Raw genomic sequence first — 18158 nt, forward strand, 5'->3', positions numbered from 1 at the left:
TCAGTGGCACGCCGCCAGAACGCTGTCTGCTATCTCAATGCAGCGTCCCATTGCACGCTCCAGAACCTCCGGGGCCGCAGCCATATTCTTCGCCATGGCCGGACCCTGACGCAGATGTTCGGCAAACGCGGAAAGCGCAGCCGCGAGAACTTTCTGCTCTTCCGGATTTGGCATCAGTTCAGTGCAAATCCGCTTCCAATCGGGAAGATGATCGCGACCTCCGTCACGCATCATGGCCCAACGGGTGGAGCGAACGATCCCCTCTTTGGCGAGCCGCATTGGTGCGAAATCAAAGAGCGGAGACAGGCGGATCGTGCCGTCCTGATGCTTGCTGAGTGCCGAATTCCGGCCGTGATTGTCGGGATTACCGAGCGCCAGATTGGCGATGTCGCGCTTCAGGTATTCCACAACGTCCGCGAAGGGATCGGCTGAATATTGGCGCAGAACGTCGATATAGGCCTCATGCGTGCCGACATGGCCGAAATCGGCAACGCCGATCGCTGACACCAGGCTTTCTTGACCCAGCCGCACGGTTCCGCCGCCTTCTTTAGTCTTCCGATCGAGACGGGGAATGATCAGGACGCCTTCGGCATAGGTCGATGGTTCGCTGACATTTAGACCGATCCCTTGAGCGATCCGCGAGTAGAGGGCTTCGCCTTCGAGAATCAGGCGGTCCACAGGCTCGTTGCTGCGGACCAGCTTGACGATGATGTGGCGCACGGCCTCATCATCGGTCACGAAGCTGTCGGGGTAATATAACCCGTCACTCGCCTGGGTCATCGAGACCTTCGGCCATTCGCCTTGCAGGCCGCTTGAGCCGGAGGCAAGCATTCCAAAGCGATCGGCGACTTCCATGAACCGATCCGAGCGATCAAGGATTTCCGCTTCTGTAACCCCTTGGCGCTCAACACCGCGCAGCCGTTCCGCTTCGGCGTCCGCCGCTTCTTTGATGCGGATATTGCCTATGCCGCCCGCTGCCGATCGCAGCAGCAGCGGCAGATCGGAAACGCGCGAGCCTTCAGCAAGGCCGAGGTGCTCGGCAAGCTTTCGCCTTGCATGCCCCTGTGGCATAAGATCCAAGAGGAAGGGCGGCCAGCTGCTGCTATATCTATTTTCGAGATCAACGGGATAACGGACGGACAAGGCACGATGGTCGCGGACCGTTGTTCCGGCCGCGAATTCCGCCGACGCCACGGTGACGAAATAGTCGAGATCGTAATCGACGATGGACGCACCCTGAAAGCCGGCCGCGTCGTCCTTCAGTTCTAGCGTCGCGGCGCGATGCCACTCACCATTGAAATGGATTTGGAGCGTTAGGCGCATTAATTGACCCTTTGAATGGTTCAAATAATGCATTTCTTTAAATTATTCAACCCATCAAAGTGGGTCGAATAACTGCTCTTAGAATTGCCAGTTGCCGAAGCGGTTATGGCAGCATTTGATGCGACTAGCGACCTTTGTTTCCACATCCTCGTGTGATCGACATGCCGAGCGGATATGTCGTCAAATCATGTCGATAGAATCGCAATATATCGACACACTATATGTCTCGTAAGCGGTCTGTACAAATGCAGAAGGTGCTAGCAAACGTTCAGTTGCAAGCCTGTTTTATGGCCTAAATGCAGCCCCGCCAGACTCGAAAAGCGACGCCGAAAGGGCATCCGGCCGCAGCCAGTGGGAAACGCGCTCTGATGGCCATCTTTGGCGGAAATGCCGGAAACTAAGGCGTTTAGAGGAGGGGAGGGGCAAGAGGTGTCGCCTGAGAGAAAGATTGTCGAGAAATTTCCATTCGCTCGGCAGGAGAGGGCTGCTGTGAGTGTCCTGCAGAGCGAGACCGTTCCACCGAACCTCGCCGAAATCTGCTCGAAAGGCCGGAAAACCAGGCGTTTAAGGTCACCCAAGGCGACGGACAGGGTGATTTGCGAGCTCTGTCGATCTACCATCGATAACCAGTACATTCCGCTGAATGTCTTCGATCGGACGCAGTTATGCCCGTAACCAGGGGTCATATCTAGCGCGCAGCAGAGACGAGAAGTTTGCCTGCGAGAGCGTCATATTTTCTATTACAGTTACGGCCGCGATGCCATCAGCGCTTGCCGAATGCGCGTAGAAAGGTCTTCGTTGCCTCTCCTGCCATGCGGTCGACCTCTTCATCCGGAGTTGCACGTCCGATCTGTTGGTTGATCCGCAGATCTGTTGCGAGCAGCGCCATGTACTGGCGCGCGGCAAGTGCCGGATCCTCTATGTCGAGATGGCCAGCCAGCGCAAGCTGCGCCAAGCGAGCTGCAATGGCAGGGTATTTCTTTCCCGGTCCATATTCCTTCCAGGTTTCGAATAGTTCGGGAAATCTGCCGCCTTCGGTCTCGAGGAGCTTGCGTAGCCAGCGACCATTCGGATCGCAGACCGCCTTGCGCAGGAGAAGCGCTGAAAATTCGGTCAGTTCTTTTTCCAGGTCGACGGGCGCCACGGGAAATGTATCCAGCACCCGGAAGAAGCCGGCGCTCGACTTCTCGGTGATCTCCGCGACCACAACCTTGAATAGATTATCCTTGTCGCCGAGTTGATTGTACACCGTCTGACGTGACACGCCGGCTCTTGCTGCGATGGCATCGATGCTCGCTGCTGCAAACCCGTCCTCGGCAAAAACGTCTGCGGCCGCGTTCAGGATTGCCTGACGTTTGCTGGTGGCGGGTGGGCAACTCTCTGTCTCGGAAGAAACCGCTGCGGGCGAAGTTTTCATGACACTACCATATAGGGCTTGACCAATTGGACAATGCTGTCCAAAATATTTTACAGGAATGACGGGCTATGCGTTGGAACCATCGTCGTCTTTCCGCTGTCCCATCTATAATCGCCCACTCAATCCCCGTCACATGCTTTTTGTATGAGGCTTTGCTTCGTCCGGGGAATGGTGTGCGGGAAAGGTTTTTGCCGTGCAGAGCAAGGATTCCGTTTCATCCCCCGGGGCCGGCGGCTCCCACCATGCCATCGTCCTTGGCCTTCTTTCAGCCGTCGGTCTCTTTGCCCTCGACATGTATCTACCCGCGCTGCCGACGATCAGTCTGGATCTTCACGCTGACAGCCATGCAGTTCAGGCAAGCCTGATCTCCTTCTTCGCCGCCATGGCTGTGTCGCAGATTATCTATGGTCCCCTGTCGGACATGTTTGGCCGCAAGCGGCCTCTGTATGTCGGTCTGGTGCTCTACATCCTCGGCGCGATCGGCTGCGCGCTCTCTACCGATATTAGCTGGCTGGTCGCCTTCCGTTTCATTCAGGGCACCGGCGCCTGTGCCGGCGTCGTGATTGCCCGCGCCATCGTGCGCGACCTGCATACGGGTGCCGCCGCCGCGCAACTGATGTCGCGGCTTATGCTGGTCTTCAGTATCTCACCCATTCTGGCGCCGCTTGCGGGCAGCATCGTGACAGCGTTCGGGAACTGGCGACTGATCTTTTGGGTCATGGTCTTCGCCGGTGTTGTCGGCTTCGTCGCGGGCCGCTTTTTCCTTGAGGAGACCCGTCCGGTTGCGGCTCGCAGTGAAAGCAGCCTCGGCGGGGCATTAAAAGCCTATGGAACACTCCTTAAGGACCCGTACTATCTCGGTCTGGTGCTGATGGCCTCCTTCGGCATGTCAAGCTACATGATCTATGTCGCCAACTCTTCCTTCGTACTAATCGGCCATTACGGGCTCTCTCCGACCTTTTACAGCCTGGTCTTTTCCATGAATGCGATTGGCTTCATCGGCATGTCGCAGATGAACGGCTGGCTTGCCCGCCGGATTGGTTTGCGCAAGGTCATTCGCGGTGCGGTTTCTGGTTACGCGCTGACGATGCTGGCGCTGGCTGTCATAATGGCCGGTGGAGTCGATCGCCTCGACATCATGGCGGCCTTCCTGTTTGCGGGCTACGCTTTCCTTGGAATGATCGTGCCGAATGCGGCGGTACTGGCACTGGAGCACCATGGTCGTATCGCTGGCACGGCCTCGGCGATGATGGGCACGGTCCAGTTCATGACATCGGCGCTGGTGGTTGGCGTCAGCGGTATGTTTATGGACGGTACGGCAAGACCGATGGTGGTCATCATCGCTACCTGCTCGGCTATCGTGTTCCTCCTTTCGATCGCAGTGCTAAAGAGCAGGCATGTGGTGGCGGCAGAATAGATATTGCTGCGACCGATTGGAGCGGCCTGGCAGGCCGCTCGCAGCGAGGTCTCTTCAGCGTGGGAGATGTGCGCGATTTAAATTGAAGGTGGTGATGCTTTGAAGCAGGAGACATTGCTTAGGTGTTGTCGCGCGATTGGTTCTAGCGCGACGACCGCTGGCTGCAGCTGATGAGCCCGGCCATGGTCGCAGACGCGCTCATTTGTTCCATAGTTGAACGATGTGCCACACTATCCGAACGGGGTCGCGCGTTATTATCCCTTCAAGACCGCCATTGTGGACCCTTTGTGACGGAGGTGTGCCCCTTCTAAAGAATTGAGGAAGAACCCGGTTAAATGCAAAACGACACATTCAGCTTCAAGTGCGGATACGAAACGAGCGTGGGTGCTCACGGAAAGGCTTGGGCAGCCAATTCTCTGGCTTGAGGGGTTCATGGTACGTCAGTTGCTGGGATACCTGCGTCCAGAAAGTTTTCCGTTCTGCCCAGGTTTTCGGCACGTCATAACCCCATTGCTTTGCGAGGGCAGGGAGGTAATTGTCGAACGCGCCCTTCACCAGCTCTCCCCACGGGAACAGTACACTCAGCGAAAACAGATAGGCGCATCGGGCCGCCACCAGCAATGTGACAAAGCCGACAAACAGCCAGACGTGCTTCAGCAGGAACGCTCCATCAATTGGGGTGGTCTCCAGATAGATGAAGTCACCGATACGGGCAGCCGCCAGGATCGCAAGCCCGACAAACAGGAAGATAATGTTGACGAGAAAATCGACATTTGAGCGGGCATTGTTGAGTGCTTCCTGATAGTCCTTGGGCAAGACGGCGCTCAGCGAGAACCAAAGCATCACCGCATCAGCGCCATAGACCGTCGAGGAGTAGTACTCAAAAGCCCGGATTTGATTTCCGAAGCGCGTCGGCATAAGGGCACTGTCTTTCCGCGGAAACTCCTGGCGGAGCTTTGCGAAGGATTTGGTGTGCCCGGCGTCTACGCCCGCCACCTCCTCTGGTGTGGCCTTCTTGCGTTTCGCTTTGTATGCCGCCACCCGCGCCTCGTCTTCGCAATAGCGCCGTCTTTCCTTTTCTTTCCAGTGCTGAAAGCGATTGACGGGCCAGGAATACCCCTCCAGAAGCCGATACTGCGCATTGCTGGTCATCGACAGAAATAGAGCAATCGCCCAAACCGTGACAGCAAGGTAGGCGAGCTTGTCCCACGATTCCGACTGCATCACGAAGGGCTTGAGGGTAGCTACGAATTCCACATCGGAGAAAAGATAGTATCCGATTACGCAGGCAATCAGGACAGGTAGCACAAACCCAACCATGAAGGGTCGACTTGCCAGTTGTGTCAGTGATCCAAACATCGAATGGTAACCTTTTCCGCCGAATCCTAGGTTTCGCTTTGCTCGGATCGAGGTGTTGTCACGCCTGACGTCCGACCGTTAGAAGACCCATTCTCGTCATCACTGTCTGGAACAGGCGTGGTTGGGTCGCCCGGAAGACCGGACAGCGAGGCACCTAGGTAGGGAGATCGGACGGAGTGCAATGAGGTCGACGGCTCGTCCAAAAGCACGCTTCGAGACTTTCCCGGCACGCCCTCGACCAAGGTGACCTCGGTGCTGAGCAGCAGGCCCGCGACTGAAGCTGCATTCTGCAGAGCCGTGCGAACGACCTTGACCGGGTCGACGATGCCCATGGCGATCATGTCGCCATATTCAGACGTCTGAGCGTTGTAGCCGTAGTTGTCTTCGTTCTTGTCGAGGATCTTGCCGACAACGATGGAGGCTTCGTCACCAGCGTTTTCAGCGATCTGGCGGCAAGGAGCCTGCAGAGCGCGGCGAACGATGTTGATGCCGGCTTCCTGATCCTGGTTCTCACCCTTGGCGGTGATCTTCGTGGAGGAACGCAGGAGAGCGATACCACCGCCCGGTACGATGCCTTCCTGAACAGCAGCGCGCGTCGCGTTGAGAGCGTCGTCGATGCGGTCCTTCTTTTCCTTCACTTCAACTTCCGTCGAGCCGCCAACGCGGATCACGGCAACGCCGCCAGCGAGCTTGGCAAGACGTTCCTGCAGCTTTTCGCGGTCGTAATCGGAAGAGGTTTCTTCGATCTGAGCCTTGATCTGGGCAACGCGGCCTTCGATGTCGGACTTCTGGCCAGCGCCGTCGACGATCGTGGTGTTTTCCTTGGAGATCGAAACCTTCTTGGAACGGCCGAGCATGTCGAGGGTGACCGACTCGAGCTTGATGCCGAGGTCTTCGGAGATGACAGTGCCGCCCGTGAGGATGGCGATGTCTTCCAGCATGGCCTTGCGGCGATCGCCGAAGCCCGGAGCCTTGACGGCAGCAATCTTCAGGCCGGCGCGCAGCTTGTTGACGACGAGCGTTGCAAGAGCTTCGCCTTCGACGTCTTCAGCGATGATGAGGAGCGGCTTGCTGGTCTGAACGACGGCTTCGAGAACCGGAAGCATGGCCTGCAGGTTCGAAAGCTTCTTCTCGTGGAGCAGGATGAAGGGAGCTTCGAGGTCGACCACCATCTTTTCCGGGTTGGTCACGAAGTAGGGGCTGAGGTAGCCGCGGTCGAACTGCATGCCTTCGACGACTTCGAGTTCGGTTTCGGCGGTCTTGGCTTCTTCAACCGTGATGACGCCTTCGTTGCCGACCTTCTGCATGGCTTCAGCAATATCGAGACCGATCTGCCTGTCGCCGTTCGCCGCGATTGTCCCGATCTGCGCCACCTCTGCCGAGGTATGGACCTTCTTCGCGCTCGCCTGGAGATCCTTGAGAGCGTCTGCAACGGCGAGATCGATGCCGCGCTTCAGGTCCATCGGGTTCATGCCGGCTGCAACTGCCTTGGCACCTTCGCGAACGATGGCCTGGGCGAGAACGGTTGCAGTCGTCGTGCCATCGCCGGCGATGTCGTTGGTCTTCGAAGCAACTTCGCGGACCATCTGGGCGCCCATGTTTTCGAACTTGTCTTCGAGTTCGATTTCCTTGGCGACGGTGACGCCGTCCTTGGTGATGCGCGGAGCGCCGAAGGACTTGTCGATAACGACGTTGCGACCCTTCGGGCCGAGTGTGACCTTCACGGCGTCAGCGAGAATGTCGACGCCACGAAGCAGGTTGTCGCGGGCAGGCTGTGAAAACTGAATATCTTTCGGCGCCACGATGGCCTCCCCTGCTATCGGCCCTGGTTGTTTTCACTGGAATCATCATCGGGAACGGGCGTCGTGGTATCTCCCGGCAGTCCCGATATGGATTCACTCGCCTCTCCATGGTCATAGGGATGCCGAACATCATCCGGAAAAGGCGTGCTGGGATCTCCAGGCAGGCCGGAGAGATCGTCATCGCTCCATTCCTGCCTTCGGTGACGCTCGGTCGATGATCTCTCGTCCCGTCGATATGTCGGTGCAGGTCCGCCAAGCGGTCCCAACAGGATATTGGCTGCAGTTCTCTTACCGCGTTCGACCGCGAATGGGACTTCGGACGCCGGCGTCGCGGAGTCTTCCGAAGCAGACGCGCCAAAATTCCCACCGCCTGAGAAATAAACCCTTCGCGCAAATCGCCCACTGGAGTGTTGCGGATCGAAATAGTCACGCGTCCAGTCTCCGCCTTCCTCGAGGAAGCGCACAGTGAAATCATCGGGCGTCTTATCCGGATTCTTGGCAAGGAAGATGCCGACAGCCTGGCGGAAGGCATAGTGCGAATGCAGTCGCATGAATTCCCCGAAATAGATGTCCGCGACCCGGGTATTACCCCGGATCACCAGCATGTTCTCATCGTTATCAGTCGTACTGCTGCCGCTGAAATTGGCGGAGCCGGAAATGACGATAGGATCGCTGGACAGCGGATCCGCAAGCAGGAACTTCGTGTGAATCCAGTGGATGTTGACCTTAGAAGTGATGCGCTCCAATTCGCCGAGCCATTGGTCGAAACCCGAGAGCGGGATGCGGTTGCCAACAGCGATCACAACATTGGGCAAGCGCTGCAAGGCGCGAATGCCGGCGATCTGCGCCTCCTTGTTGCGGCCGGTCCACTCCTTTTCCATGAGGGCCATGCGCAAGACGCCGTCTTCCTGACCAAAAACCTGCCGAAACCGCTCGTTCATACCGAAGGCGAAGGTCATGAACAGTCCGCCTTTGGCACCTCTCCCGAGATCTGCATACCAGTCCAGTGCATCGAGCTTGGCGCGGGGCGAAAACACCGTTGTGATCCCCTGCGCATCAAGAACGACCGGGGCCGGCGTCTCCTCGATTGTCCATGATTTGTATGTCGATGGAGCCTTGGTTTCCGGATCTGTCTTGAGCATGTCAAAGTAGGTGAGGTACTTTTTCGCGACATCCGTGTCCTCGACGATATGGACACAGTTTGCATGGCCAAAAATCCCATTCTCGGTAAGGTTCGTGGAGCCCGTCATCAGGGCAACGGGCTCACCGTTCCTTGTCAGAACCAGGAACTTGTTGTGCATCAGATTTCCGTTGCGACGTGGCAAGCATATGCTCCCTATACCTGCCGTCTTGACCGCCTTTTCATTATCGTCCCATGGACCGGTCTCACCCTCTATATCATCGAAGACAATGGACACGTCCGCACCGCGCTGCTTGGCCGCGCGCAGGGCCTCAAGGACAGCAGGCCATTGGAACTCGTAGAATGCTCCCTTCAACCCAAAGGAGCCGTCAGTCGCGCGATCGATGAAGGCAAGGATGCCCTCGAGCAGGCCGCGGGAAAGCCAACGATAGGCGCCCGGGCCTGCATCTTTCGGCTTCTTGTTCAGGAAGCGGCGAGCGTATTCCTGTGTCGCCACCGCGCCGCGATTGAAGAGGATGACGTGCTGCGCTCCGACGACCGGCTCGGTGCGCACCGAAACGATGACCGACCCTTTCGACCCGAGGGCCGAAGGCTCCCCGTAGAGCGCGACGATTTCGTAGCTATAGTCATGTTCCGGCTTGGCGGAATAGTCGGCCCACTGAAACGTCTGGAACGGGTGCTCAAGGCTGGAGAACTGCTCCCCCGGCGCCGGATTTGGCTCCACGGACTTGAAGGTCTTGGTTCCCTTCATCCAGTAGACCTCGCCCTCCGTATGGTCGGTCCGTCGCACGGCGAAGCCACGAAGGCCCGGCCTCATCGAGGTGCTGATATTGAGGCCAAGCGTCACCACGTGACACCCGGCGATCGCATTGACCACGATACCGTCTTTTTCAACGCGTACTCTCATGGCTTCCCCCCAAATTGATCTGCGCCGATAATCGAGTTGTATTGAGATGCGCCCGGACGGGGCGATCGATGCTGCTATTGCCGGCTTTGTTCGGTGGCGGTCCGGTAGGCTATCCCGCGCCAAGCGTATCGAGAATGCTGATGTCAGTCGGGCCTCGAAAAAACTACTCGCTCGGTTCGAGCCCCGATCATGTCTACTTCCTGCCCTTCGAACGGGTCTGACGCGGTCGCGGATTTGCCGTCATTCTAAAAATGCGCTGAGGGAAATTAGCAGATAGTATCAGGCCGTGCGACCAAACGCGCAAGCCTGACATGCTTTCTCATCGGATTGTCGCTGCCCCTCTACAAGACTATCCGAAGGTGTCGAAACAACATTCGCATATGATCATGCATCGAGATTGCTATTATGCAAGAGTAAAACTCGAACGAGTAAACATATCTTCGAATTTATCGCATTGCGGGCGGCGAACGTCACGCTGATTTATGTTCAGCACGGATGGATTCCGCGGCAAAAAGTATTAAATGACCACCCGAATTGAGTATCGGGCGCATCGCAGTTGCTTTGCTCTCTTGACAGCTAGTCGGTCGATCTCTGCGGAGCGCATATCGGGACCCGCTCAGCATCCGCCTGAGGGCCGACGAACAACCCCGTCAATTGAGCGGCAGCATGCGTTGTCCGAGTATGCTTCCTGCCAATTCCGCTAAAACGCCCGCTTGATCGTCTCCAATCGGCTGATTTGATCTCTGCATGGCCGCTACTTCACTCAAATTCGCCTTCGTCCGTACGGCATCGAGCATTTCGCCCACCGCAAATTCCACCTCCACACAAAGTGAGTGTCAATCGGCGTCCAAAATTGGCTCTGAGGAGGTGCGGACGAAAACTTGGACTAACAGGAGATAGTTCATGTATTCGTACGAAGACCGCATGAGGGCCGTGCAGCTCTATATCAAGCTCGGCAAACGGGCGAATGCCGCCATCCGTCAGTTGGGTTATCCGACGAAGAATGCTCTGAAGCATTGGCATCGCGAACTCGCACGTGGCAACGATTTGTCGGCAGGCTACGTGCGCACCAGACATCGGTATTCGGATGAGCAAAAGAGAACTGCTGTTGAGCACTATCTGGACCACGGCCGTTGCCTGGCATGGACCATGAAGGCGCTTGGCTACCCTAGCCGTCAGAAGCTTTCGGCTTGGATTGATGAATATGAGCCAGGCGGTAGGCGGCGAGTCCACACCGGCAACTCAAGCGGTACCATCAGATCGGAGCAACAGAAGCGAACGGCCGTGATCGATTTGTCCTCCAGGCGTGCGAGCGCCCGCTCGGTGGCTCAGAAGGTAGGCGTGAGCCGGCAGACGTTGTACGACTGGAAGAACCAGAAACTTGGTCGTGAGGTCCCTGCATCCATGACACGCAATCGCGAGTTACCACCGACTGCCAGCCGAGACGAACTCGAGCGTGAACTTGAGGCACTGCGCAGTGATGTGAAGCGCCTTCAACTCGAACATGACCTGCTTACGAAGGCTAACGAACTCATAAAAAAAGATCTGGGCATCGATCTGCGGCTCCTGGGAAACCGGGAAAAGACACTGCTGGTTGATGCCCTGCGAAACACATATGCCTTACCCGAACTCCTCACGCGGCTTGAGTTCGCCCGCAGCTCCTATTTTTATCATCGGTCTTTGCTTTCTCTCGAGGACCGATACGCAGATCTTCGCCAGACCATTGTGGTGCTCTTCGAGACCAACCGAAACTGCTACGGCTACAGACGCATTCATGCGGCACTGGCCAGAGGCGGAGAACAGGTCTCCGAAAAGGTGGTGCGCCGCTTGATGAAGCAGGAGCAACTCGTCGTGACCACGGCTAGGCGGCGTCGATACACGTCTTACCAAGGCGAATTAGATCCTGCGCCGGAAAATTTGGTCAATCGTGATTTCCACGCAGCGAAGCCGAACGAGAAATGGCTGACCGATGTCACTGAATTCCAACTGCCAGCAGGTAAGGTGTACCTGTCGCCCATAATCGATTGCTTCGACGGCCTGGTAGTCAGTTGGTCTGTGAGCACGCGTCCAGACGCAGAACTCGTGAACACGATGCTTGATGCCGCAATCGAAACAATCGCCGACAGCTCGGAGCGCCCTGTTGTGCACTCTGATCGGGGCGCCCATTATCGCTGGCCTGGCTGGTTGTCACGCATGCAAAGTGCTCAGTTGGCCCGCTCCATGTCACGCAAAGGGTGCTCGCCGGATAACTCCGCCTGTGAAGGATTTTTTGGGCGGCTGAAAAACGAGATGTACTATAATCGCACCTGGATCAATACGACCGCTAACGACTTCATGCAGCAGCTAGATTCCTACATCCAGTGGTACAATCAGCATCGCATAAAACTCTCACTGGGCGGCATTAGCCCCGCCGAATACCGCCGGAATCTCGGAATTGCAGCATAAGCAGTTCAAGAATTTGTCCGCACCTCCGAAATTAACAGGCTGCGCGGTCTATTTCCGACCTGGTTGTCCGAGCGTTCTGATGGACTCTAATGGGGGGAGAATAGGCTTTACGTCGAGATTGATGTCAAGTTGTCAGTCTTGTAGGGGTCGTTTGCGGGAGGGGGGGCGAAATCCTATGCTCATGAGCGATTTAGGTTTTCCGGACACATTTAAACTACCCCAACCTGCCGGCCCATAAGACATCCGGTGCGCGCGATGCCATCGAGCGCGCCGGCGCCAAACTCATGTTCCTGTCGCCGTATAGCCCAGACCTTAGCTCCATCGAGAGTGCATTCTCCAAACTGAAAGCCATGTTGCGAGGCCGGGCAGAGCGAAAGATCGACGCCCTGTGGGACGCAGTCGGCGCTCTGCTACCCTGCTTTACTCCGGCGGAATGCGCAAACTACTTCAGGGCCGCTGGATATGACCCGGAATGAACAAGATCTGAGCAGAGGCTCCACTGAAGGTCAAATTGAAACAACTCTTACATTAAGCCGAGCGCAATTAATGAATTTTTGATGAAACTTTAAATTGCGAACACGCAAGATTCTGAGCTTTTCTCGGTTGAATCAAATAGTTGTGCGATTCTACCATAACTTTCCCCAGGGTTGCGTCAATTGACTAAATCCTTCAGTCTCCGTTCCACGTTTACCGGGGGCTGATTAATGGATCTGGGCAAGTCGCAGATAGAAAATCCTGTATCGATACAATACCTTATGCCATTCATCGGAACTCTGACGTTCTCCGGTGTCATCAATCTCCTGGCACTATCCGGCCCTTTATTCATGCTGGAGATCTATGACAGGGTCATACCAAGCAAGAGCGTCGAGACACTAGTTGCACTCCTGATCTTGATCGCAACTCTCTATGGCTTTTCGGGGCTTCTGGAACTGGCTCGCGGTCGGGTTATGAGCCGTATCGCGGGCGTGATGGACGCCAAGATTTCGACTCGGGTGGCTGCTGTTATCGCCGGCGCGTCACTTCGTACGAGGATGACCAACGATATTCTCAAACCTGCCCAGGATGCTGACCAGATCCGATCGTTCTTATCCAGCTCTGGCCCGATGGCACTCTTCGATTTGCCATGGATGCCGGTTTATCTTGCCATCTGCTTTTTCCTGCATCCACTGATCGGCTGGCTTGCCGTCGGGGCGATGGTCGTCCTTGTCGTCATAACGCTCTCTACCGACCTAGTGACCCGCCGACGGACAAGGCAGATCAGTGATGCGGTCTCGGTGCGGAACCGCTTTGGCGAGGCCCTGCATCGCAATGCCGAAGCCATTGCGGCTATGGGTCTGCTGTCACAGGCAGGGGCGCAGTGGAATGAAGCGCATGAGCGCAGTGCCGAGTTGCAGCGCAAGACAGGCGATATTGCCGGCCTCACCTCCGGCCTCTCACGGACTATACGGCAAATGGTGCAATCGGGAGCTCTCGGTCTGGGTGCCTGGCTGGTGATCGAAGGCGATCTGAGCGGTGGTGCGATCGTCGCGGGAACGACGGTTCTGGCTCGCGCCCTTCAGCCGATCGAACAGGTGATTGGCAACTGGCGTGCCATGGTCGCTGCCCGCCAATCATGGCGACGTCTGGAGGAAGTCTTCAAGCTCTTTCCGCCGGAGGCTGAACGAACCGCGCTGCCAGCTCCTTCAAAGTCGTTGTCCATCGAAGGGGTCTTCGCCGCTCCGCCCGGTGAACGTCAGCGAATGACAGTGCAAAATGTCAGCTTTCGTGCCGAAGCGGGTATGGCAATCGGCGTTATCGGACCGAGTGCTTCCGGCAAGTCCTCTCTAGTAAGGGCCATTACAGGGGTATGGCCTCATGCACGAGGCAAGATATGCCTCGACGGCGCGGCTCTGGATCAATGGCCGTCCGATCTGCGCGGCCGTCATATAGGCTACATGCCGCAAAGCTCGGATCTGTTTCCGAGCACGATTGCCCTCAATATCGCTCGCCTAAATCGCGATGCGTCTCACGATGCCATCATTGCCGCAGCGCAGGCCGCGGGCGTGCATGACATGATCGTCGCATTGCCAGACGGGTACGAAACGCAAGTTGGCGACAATGGGGTTAATCTGTCGGCAGGGCAACGCCAGCGTGTGGCGCTTGCACGCGCCCTTTATGGCGATCCTTTCCTCGTGGTCCTCGATGAGCCCAACTCCAACCTCGATATGGACGGAGACAGGGCGCTCGCCCAAGCGATCGCGGGCGTCAAGGCGCGTGGCGGCATTGTCATTGTCGTTGCTCATCGCAACAGCGTGCTTGCGCAGATCGACATGTTGCTGGTGATGGAGAATGGCGTTGCCAAGGCGTTCGGATCGCGAGATAGGGTTTTGAGAGGCCTGCAGCAGAACCAAGGCCGCCCCCGAATCCCGACGGCCCCTGCGCTGACCGTGGTTGAGGGAGAGAGCGCTTGACCGCCGTTCTCCAAAAGAAGCTGTCTCGCTCACTGACACGAAATCTGCTCGGCGGTACCGCAATCATTCTATTCCTGTTTGCCGGCGTTGGGGGATGGGCAGCGACGACAGAATTATCCAGCGCCGTCGTTGCCTCGAGCACCATGGCCGTGGATGGATACGTCAAGAAGGTGCAGCATCCGGATGGCGGGACCGTTTCCGAATTACTGGTCCAGGAAGGCCAGATGGTCAGGGCAGGTGAAACGATCATCCGACTCGATACAACGGCCGTCGGGGCGACTTTGGCGGCAACCGAAAAAAACATTCAGCAGCTCCACGCGCGACAAGCTCGGCTTGAGGCGGAGCGGGATGGTCTGGACTATGTCGCCACGCCGGCGGCCTTGAAAGCACGGCTGGACGTGGCGGCTGAAGCAGCCATGGCCAGCGAGCGACGGCTGTTTGACGATCGCCGATCATCGCGGGATGGTCAAAAAAGCCAGATTGGGGAGCAGGTCGAACAGCTGCGTGAACAGATCAAGGGTCTGGCTGCACAGCAGCAAGCCAAGGATGATGAAATCGGCTTCATCGAAAAAGAGCTGGAGGGGAAGAGACGGCTTTATGCCATGGGCGCCATGACCCTCAGCCAAGTTAACACGCTCGATCGCAATGCGGCGCGGCTGCGTGGTGAGCGCGGCCAGGTGGTCGCATTGATCGCATCCGCCCGTGGACAGATCGCGGAACTGGAGCTTCGGCGCATCCAGGTCGATCAGGACTTGCGAACGGAAGTCGCCGGCGAACTTCGCGACACCGAAAATAAGCTTGCAACGCTTGCTGAGGATGAGGTTACCGCCCGCGACAAATTGAGACATGCGGAGATTAAGGCCCCAATCTCCGGTGCGGTTCATCTGCTGTCAATCCATACCGTTGGCGGCGTCATCACACCGGCCGAAACCTTGATGGAACTCGTGCCGCAGGGCGGTGCGCTGACGGTTGAAGCGCGAATATCACCGCAGGACATCGACCAGATCGCACTCGCTCAGCCTGCAACCTTGCGGCTGACGGCCTTCAACCGCAACACGACACCGGAATTACAAGGATCGGTTAGCCGCGTATCCGCAGATCTTGAAACAGATAAGACAACTGGGGCAAGCTTTTACCGGGCAGGCGTTGCCATTCCAGAAAGCGAGGCCCACCGTCTTGGCGATCTGGCGCTGGTGCCCGGCATGCCCGTCGAGACGTTCATCCGCACCGGTGATCGCAAGGTTATTTCGTACTTTACCAAACCGATCCGTGACCACATGCAACGTGTGTTCCGGGAGGAGTAAAGATTCCTGGCTTTGTAAGGGGCCAGAAAGAACCGGACACAGCAGGCTTGGTTTTCCGACCTCCGACCCGCTGTGCCCGACCGAAACCGGCGAGTGGTTCGCCGACAACCCGAGGAGAGTAGCATGCCTACATTTAGCGGAACCACCGGCAACGACACTATGGACTATCGGACCTATTCGAACGCGCCGCCGGCTGGTTGGCCAGACACCCAGATTTGGCTGAACCTGAACGGATTGGCAGGAAATGATACCATCCGTGGCAGCGCCTATAATGATGGCATTGATGGTGGAGACGGTGCAGACACACTTTATGGTTACGCCGGAAACGACTCGCTGACCGGCGGAGCTGGAATCGATAACCTCTACGGAGGAGACGGCAACGATACTCTGCACGGAGGAACCGAAAACGATAATCTCTACGGCGAAGCTGGAAATGACTGGTTATGGGGTGATGACGGCAATGATTATGCGGAAGGTGGAGCTGGGAACGACACTTTCGTCGGCGGAGCGGGCAACGACAGGATGTTTGGACAAGCTGGCGACGATATCTTCTTCGGAGATGCCGGCGGTGATGTGATGGATGGAGGAGCAGGCAGTGATCGAATGTGGGGAGGAGCCGGGAACGATCAATACCAGTTCAACGCCCAGGGGTTTGACGTTATCAACGATGGTGTGACCGATACCGGTTCAGCTCGCGCCGAGACTACTTACGATACGGATCTTCTTATCGTCAGCTACACAGATGCCGATTGGAATCTAGACCGAGTCGGGGATAATCTTCGGATTTTCTCACAGGCAGACGCAGCTGACGGAACACTCAGCAGCTCCGTCGTTATCGAGAACTTTTTCCTTGGCGGACATTATGTCGTCGAGAACCTTGCTGTAGCAAACGGCACCGGTCCAATATACGATTTGACCTCGCTTTTGGCAGCATAAGCGGAGCCATGGCACATCTAAATTGTTAGGCAGGAACGAGTAGCGGAGGCTCTTCAATGAGCCTCCCCTAGTGAAGTAAATAAGATCGGAACTACCAAGGCGTAACCTACGCGTAGCCGATACACGTAGATCGCCTGGCATCTGGCTAATTTTGCTGAGTTAGGTAATCAGCCCTTTTTTGTTTCAGAGTCTCAACCTGAGCATACAAAGGATCCTTCTTCATCGCTTCGTAGTCGAGCGAGGGCATCGCAGCCTCTGATGGAGGTAGTGAATTAAATGCACTTTGAGCTATAGCGCTGTCGGATTTGACGATCTTACCGCCAAGCAATCTCGCAAGTTGCTCAGCCCGTGCCTGAGCCAGATCCGGACCATTGGTACCATTTATGCTACCTAGCAGGGCATCGCTAAGCTTAGCGCCTAACACATCGTTATCGGTTCCGGCGACACCCTGATTGTCGATCGTCGCAACCACCTTGCCATCGACAACAACGGTTGCATACGCGTCTGTGCGTGGATCACTGGACAAGCCCGGCTCTTCAGGCATTGTACGGTAATTCGCTTCAAGGCTCATTTGCATGCCGCTGACGATATTTCCGTAAACATCATCCGACAGTTCCCAGGTATTTCCAAGACTCTTGAGGGCAGAGCGATCGAGAACTGCTCCCTCAGCGATCTTCGACTGGAAATTCAGAATAGCTGCAGATGGTCCCGCATCGGCGGCCGATTGGGAACCATACGAATTTGCCGATGTCGCGTCCGCGGCGGTTCCCTTTCGCGGCTCCTCGATAAATGTACTATCGTTTCTAGGCTGGCTTGAATTGCTCGTGCCGGTATAGCTAGCGCTAACGGGATAAAAGGAAGATGCAATCGTAGTCATGGAAGCCTCCTGACGGCGTTACCGCGTTTATGGCAGATGAAACTTGCACCGACCTAGCCATCGCAAGATGGCAATGCAGACCACCCACAAGAAGGTGGTGGTTACCGCGATCTGTGGCACCCACGTTTAGGGTTTGAAGGATAGAGGTCGTGACGCCATAAGTAATGTGGTGGTGTCGTGTCTGGATGGCGCCCGCTTGGCAAGGTGATTTAGGCGATGTTTGAGCTTGGCGGGTCGCGTGCAGTCATGTCTCCGGCCTGTAAGCGCGGTTTGATATGGCCGCTGGCCCTGATGTTTTGCGCTCAAACCGATCCCTATCAACTTACCGCGCTTTGCCGCGCTATACGATGCCACGGGTACTTCGGTTCGTACGGTCCATTCCGCTTGTGCCTTCACATCACTCCTTCGTCACGCCGCTAACTTTTGTGCCCAAGGGCAATTCGAACAACGTCTTGCTTATTGCGTTGCCAGGTTTGCTTCATAGCTCCCGGCTCTGGTCATGATCGCCCATGCGATGCGCGCCATTTTATTCGCCAGAGCGACTGACCTTGCCCCCATACGTGGAACGGCCCGCATGGCAAGAGCTTTTTCAGTCGATTTCATACATTGGAACGGTGCGGTCATATGTCCGGCCTTTGCGCGCCGCACATGGCCGCTGGCCTTGATGAGATCCGCGAACGAGGAGCTGAACCGCGCCGGGTTTGCCGGAGGCCGTTTGGTTTAAGTTATGCGGCCATGGCTGGTTCGTCCAGCATGGCGTAGTGCTGCTCCTCGGCTTCG

Annotated in this window: 11 protein-coding genes and 2 pseudogenes; 6 read left to right on the forward strand and 7 right to left on the reverse strand. The window is 56.7% G+C overall.

From position 1 onward, the window contains the following. Together FHT28_RS26600 and FHT28_RS26605 are read right to left on the reverse strand one after the other, a co-directional pair. Positions 1-1323: a HipA domain-containing protein gene (locus FHT28_RS26600; protein WP_168597837.1), complete on the reverse strand. Its 1323-nt coding sequence runs from the start codon at positions 1321-1323 to the stop codon at positions 1-3. Between the two features lie 763 nt (positions 1324-2086). Then, the gene (locus FHT28_RS26605; RefSeq protein WP_168597838.1) at positions 2087-2740 is read right to left on the reverse strand and encodes a TetR/AcrR family transcriptional regulator C-terminal domain-containing protein; all 654 of its coding nucleotides are present in this window, start codon (positions 2738-2740) and stop codon (positions 2087-2089) included. Between the two features lie 193 nt (positions 2741-2933). Here FHT28_RS26605 and FHT28_RS26610 point away from each other — a divergent pair, with 193 nt between their 5' ends. After that, positions 2934-4157, forward strand: a complete 1224-nt coding sequence (locus FHT28_RS26610) for a multidrug effflux MFS transporter (protein ID WP_168597839.1) — start codon at positions 2934-2936, stop codon at positions 4155-4157. A 357-nt stretch (positions 4158-4514) separates the two neighbouring features. Here the strand turns inward: FHT28_RS26610 and FHT28_RS26615 are convergent, their stop codons facing one another. Genes FHT28_RS26615 through FHT28_RS26625 form a run of 3 tightly spaced genes read right to left on the reverse strand, consistent with a single transcriptional unit; the run spans position 4515 to position 9366 of the window. Next, entirely contained in the window at positions 4515-5516 is a 1002-nt protein-coding gene (locus FHT28_RS26615) for a hypothetical protein (RefSeq protein WP_168597840.1), read from the reverse strand. 26 nt (positions 5517-5542) lie between these two features. Further along, positions 5543-7318 (reverse strand): chaperonin GroEL, encoded by a 1776-nt coding sequence (gene groL, locus FHT28_RS26620; protein ID WP_348645025.1) that lies wholly within the window; start codon positions 7316-7318, stop codon positions 5543-5545. A 14-nt stretch (positions 7319-7332) separates the two neighbouring features. Further along, positions 7333-9366, reverse strand: coding sequence for a phospholipase D-like domain-containing protein (locus FHT28_RS26625; RefSeq protein ID WP_168597841.1), 2034 nt, complete (start codon positions 9364-9366; stop codon positions 7333-7335). Positions 9367-10269: 903 nt separating this feature from the next. Here FHT28_RS26625 and FHT28_RS26630 point away from each other — a divergent pair. The 5 genes and pseudogenes from FHT28_RS26630 (at position 10270) to FHT28_RS26650 (ending at position 16501) form a co-directional block, all read left to right on the forward strand. Then, positions 10270-11811: an IS3 family transposase gene (locus FHT28_RS26630; protein ID WP_168597842.1), complete on the forward strand. Its 1542-nt coding sequence runs from the start codon at positions 10270-10272 to the stop codon at positions 11809-11811. A 221-nt stretch (positions 11812-12032) separates the two neighbouring features. Then, positions 12033-12287 (forward strand): annotated as a pseudogene (locus FHT28_RS26635) (transposase); the annotation flags it as partial. A gap of 279 nt (positions 12288-12566) precedes the next feature. Then, entirely contained in the window at positions 12567-14261 is a 1695-nt protein-coding gene (locus tag FHT28_RS26640) for a type I secretion system permease/ATPase (protein WP_168597843.1), read from the forward strand. Continuing rightward, positions 14258-15565 (forward strand): HlyD family type I secretion periplasmic adaptor subunit, encoded by a 1308-nt coding sequence (locus FHT28_RS26645; protein ID WP_168597844.1) that lies wholly within the window; start codon positions 14258-14260, stop codon positions 15563-15565. The genes FHT28_RS26640 and FHT28_RS26645 overlap by 4 nt, the downstream gene beginning before the upstream one ends. A 123-nt stretch (positions 15566-15688) precedes the next feature. Further along, the gene (locus FHT28_RS26650; protein WP_168597845.1) at positions 15689-16501 is read left to right on the forward strand and encodes a calcium-binding protein; all 813 of its coding nucleotides are present in this window, start codon (positions 15689-15691) and stop codon (positions 16499-16501) included. A 145-nt stretch (positions 16502-16646) separates the two neighbouring features. On the opposite strand, the gene FHT28_RS26655 is transcribed toward FHT28_RS26650, so the two are convergent. Both FHT28_RS26655 and FHT28_RS36390 read right to left on the reverse strand, forming a co-directional pair. Beyond that, positions 16647-17378 (reverse strand): hypothetical protein, encoded by a 732-nt coding sequence (locus FHT28_RS26655; protein WP_168597846.1) that lies wholly within the window; start codon positions 17376-17378, stop codon positions 16647-16649. 456 nt (positions 17379-17834) lie between these two features. Further along, positions 17835-17966 (reverse strand): annotated as a pseudogene (locus tag FHT28_RS36390) (IS110 family transposase); the annotation flags it as partial. Positions 17967-18158: the final 192 nt, after the last annotated feature.

Origin of the sequence: Rhizobium sp. SG570, from assembly GCF_012275345.1 — a bacterium.
In the GTDB taxonomy this organism is placed as follows: Bacteria; Pseudomonadota; Alphaproteobacteria; order Rhizobiales; family Rhizobiaceae; genus Rhizobium; species Rhizobium lusitanum.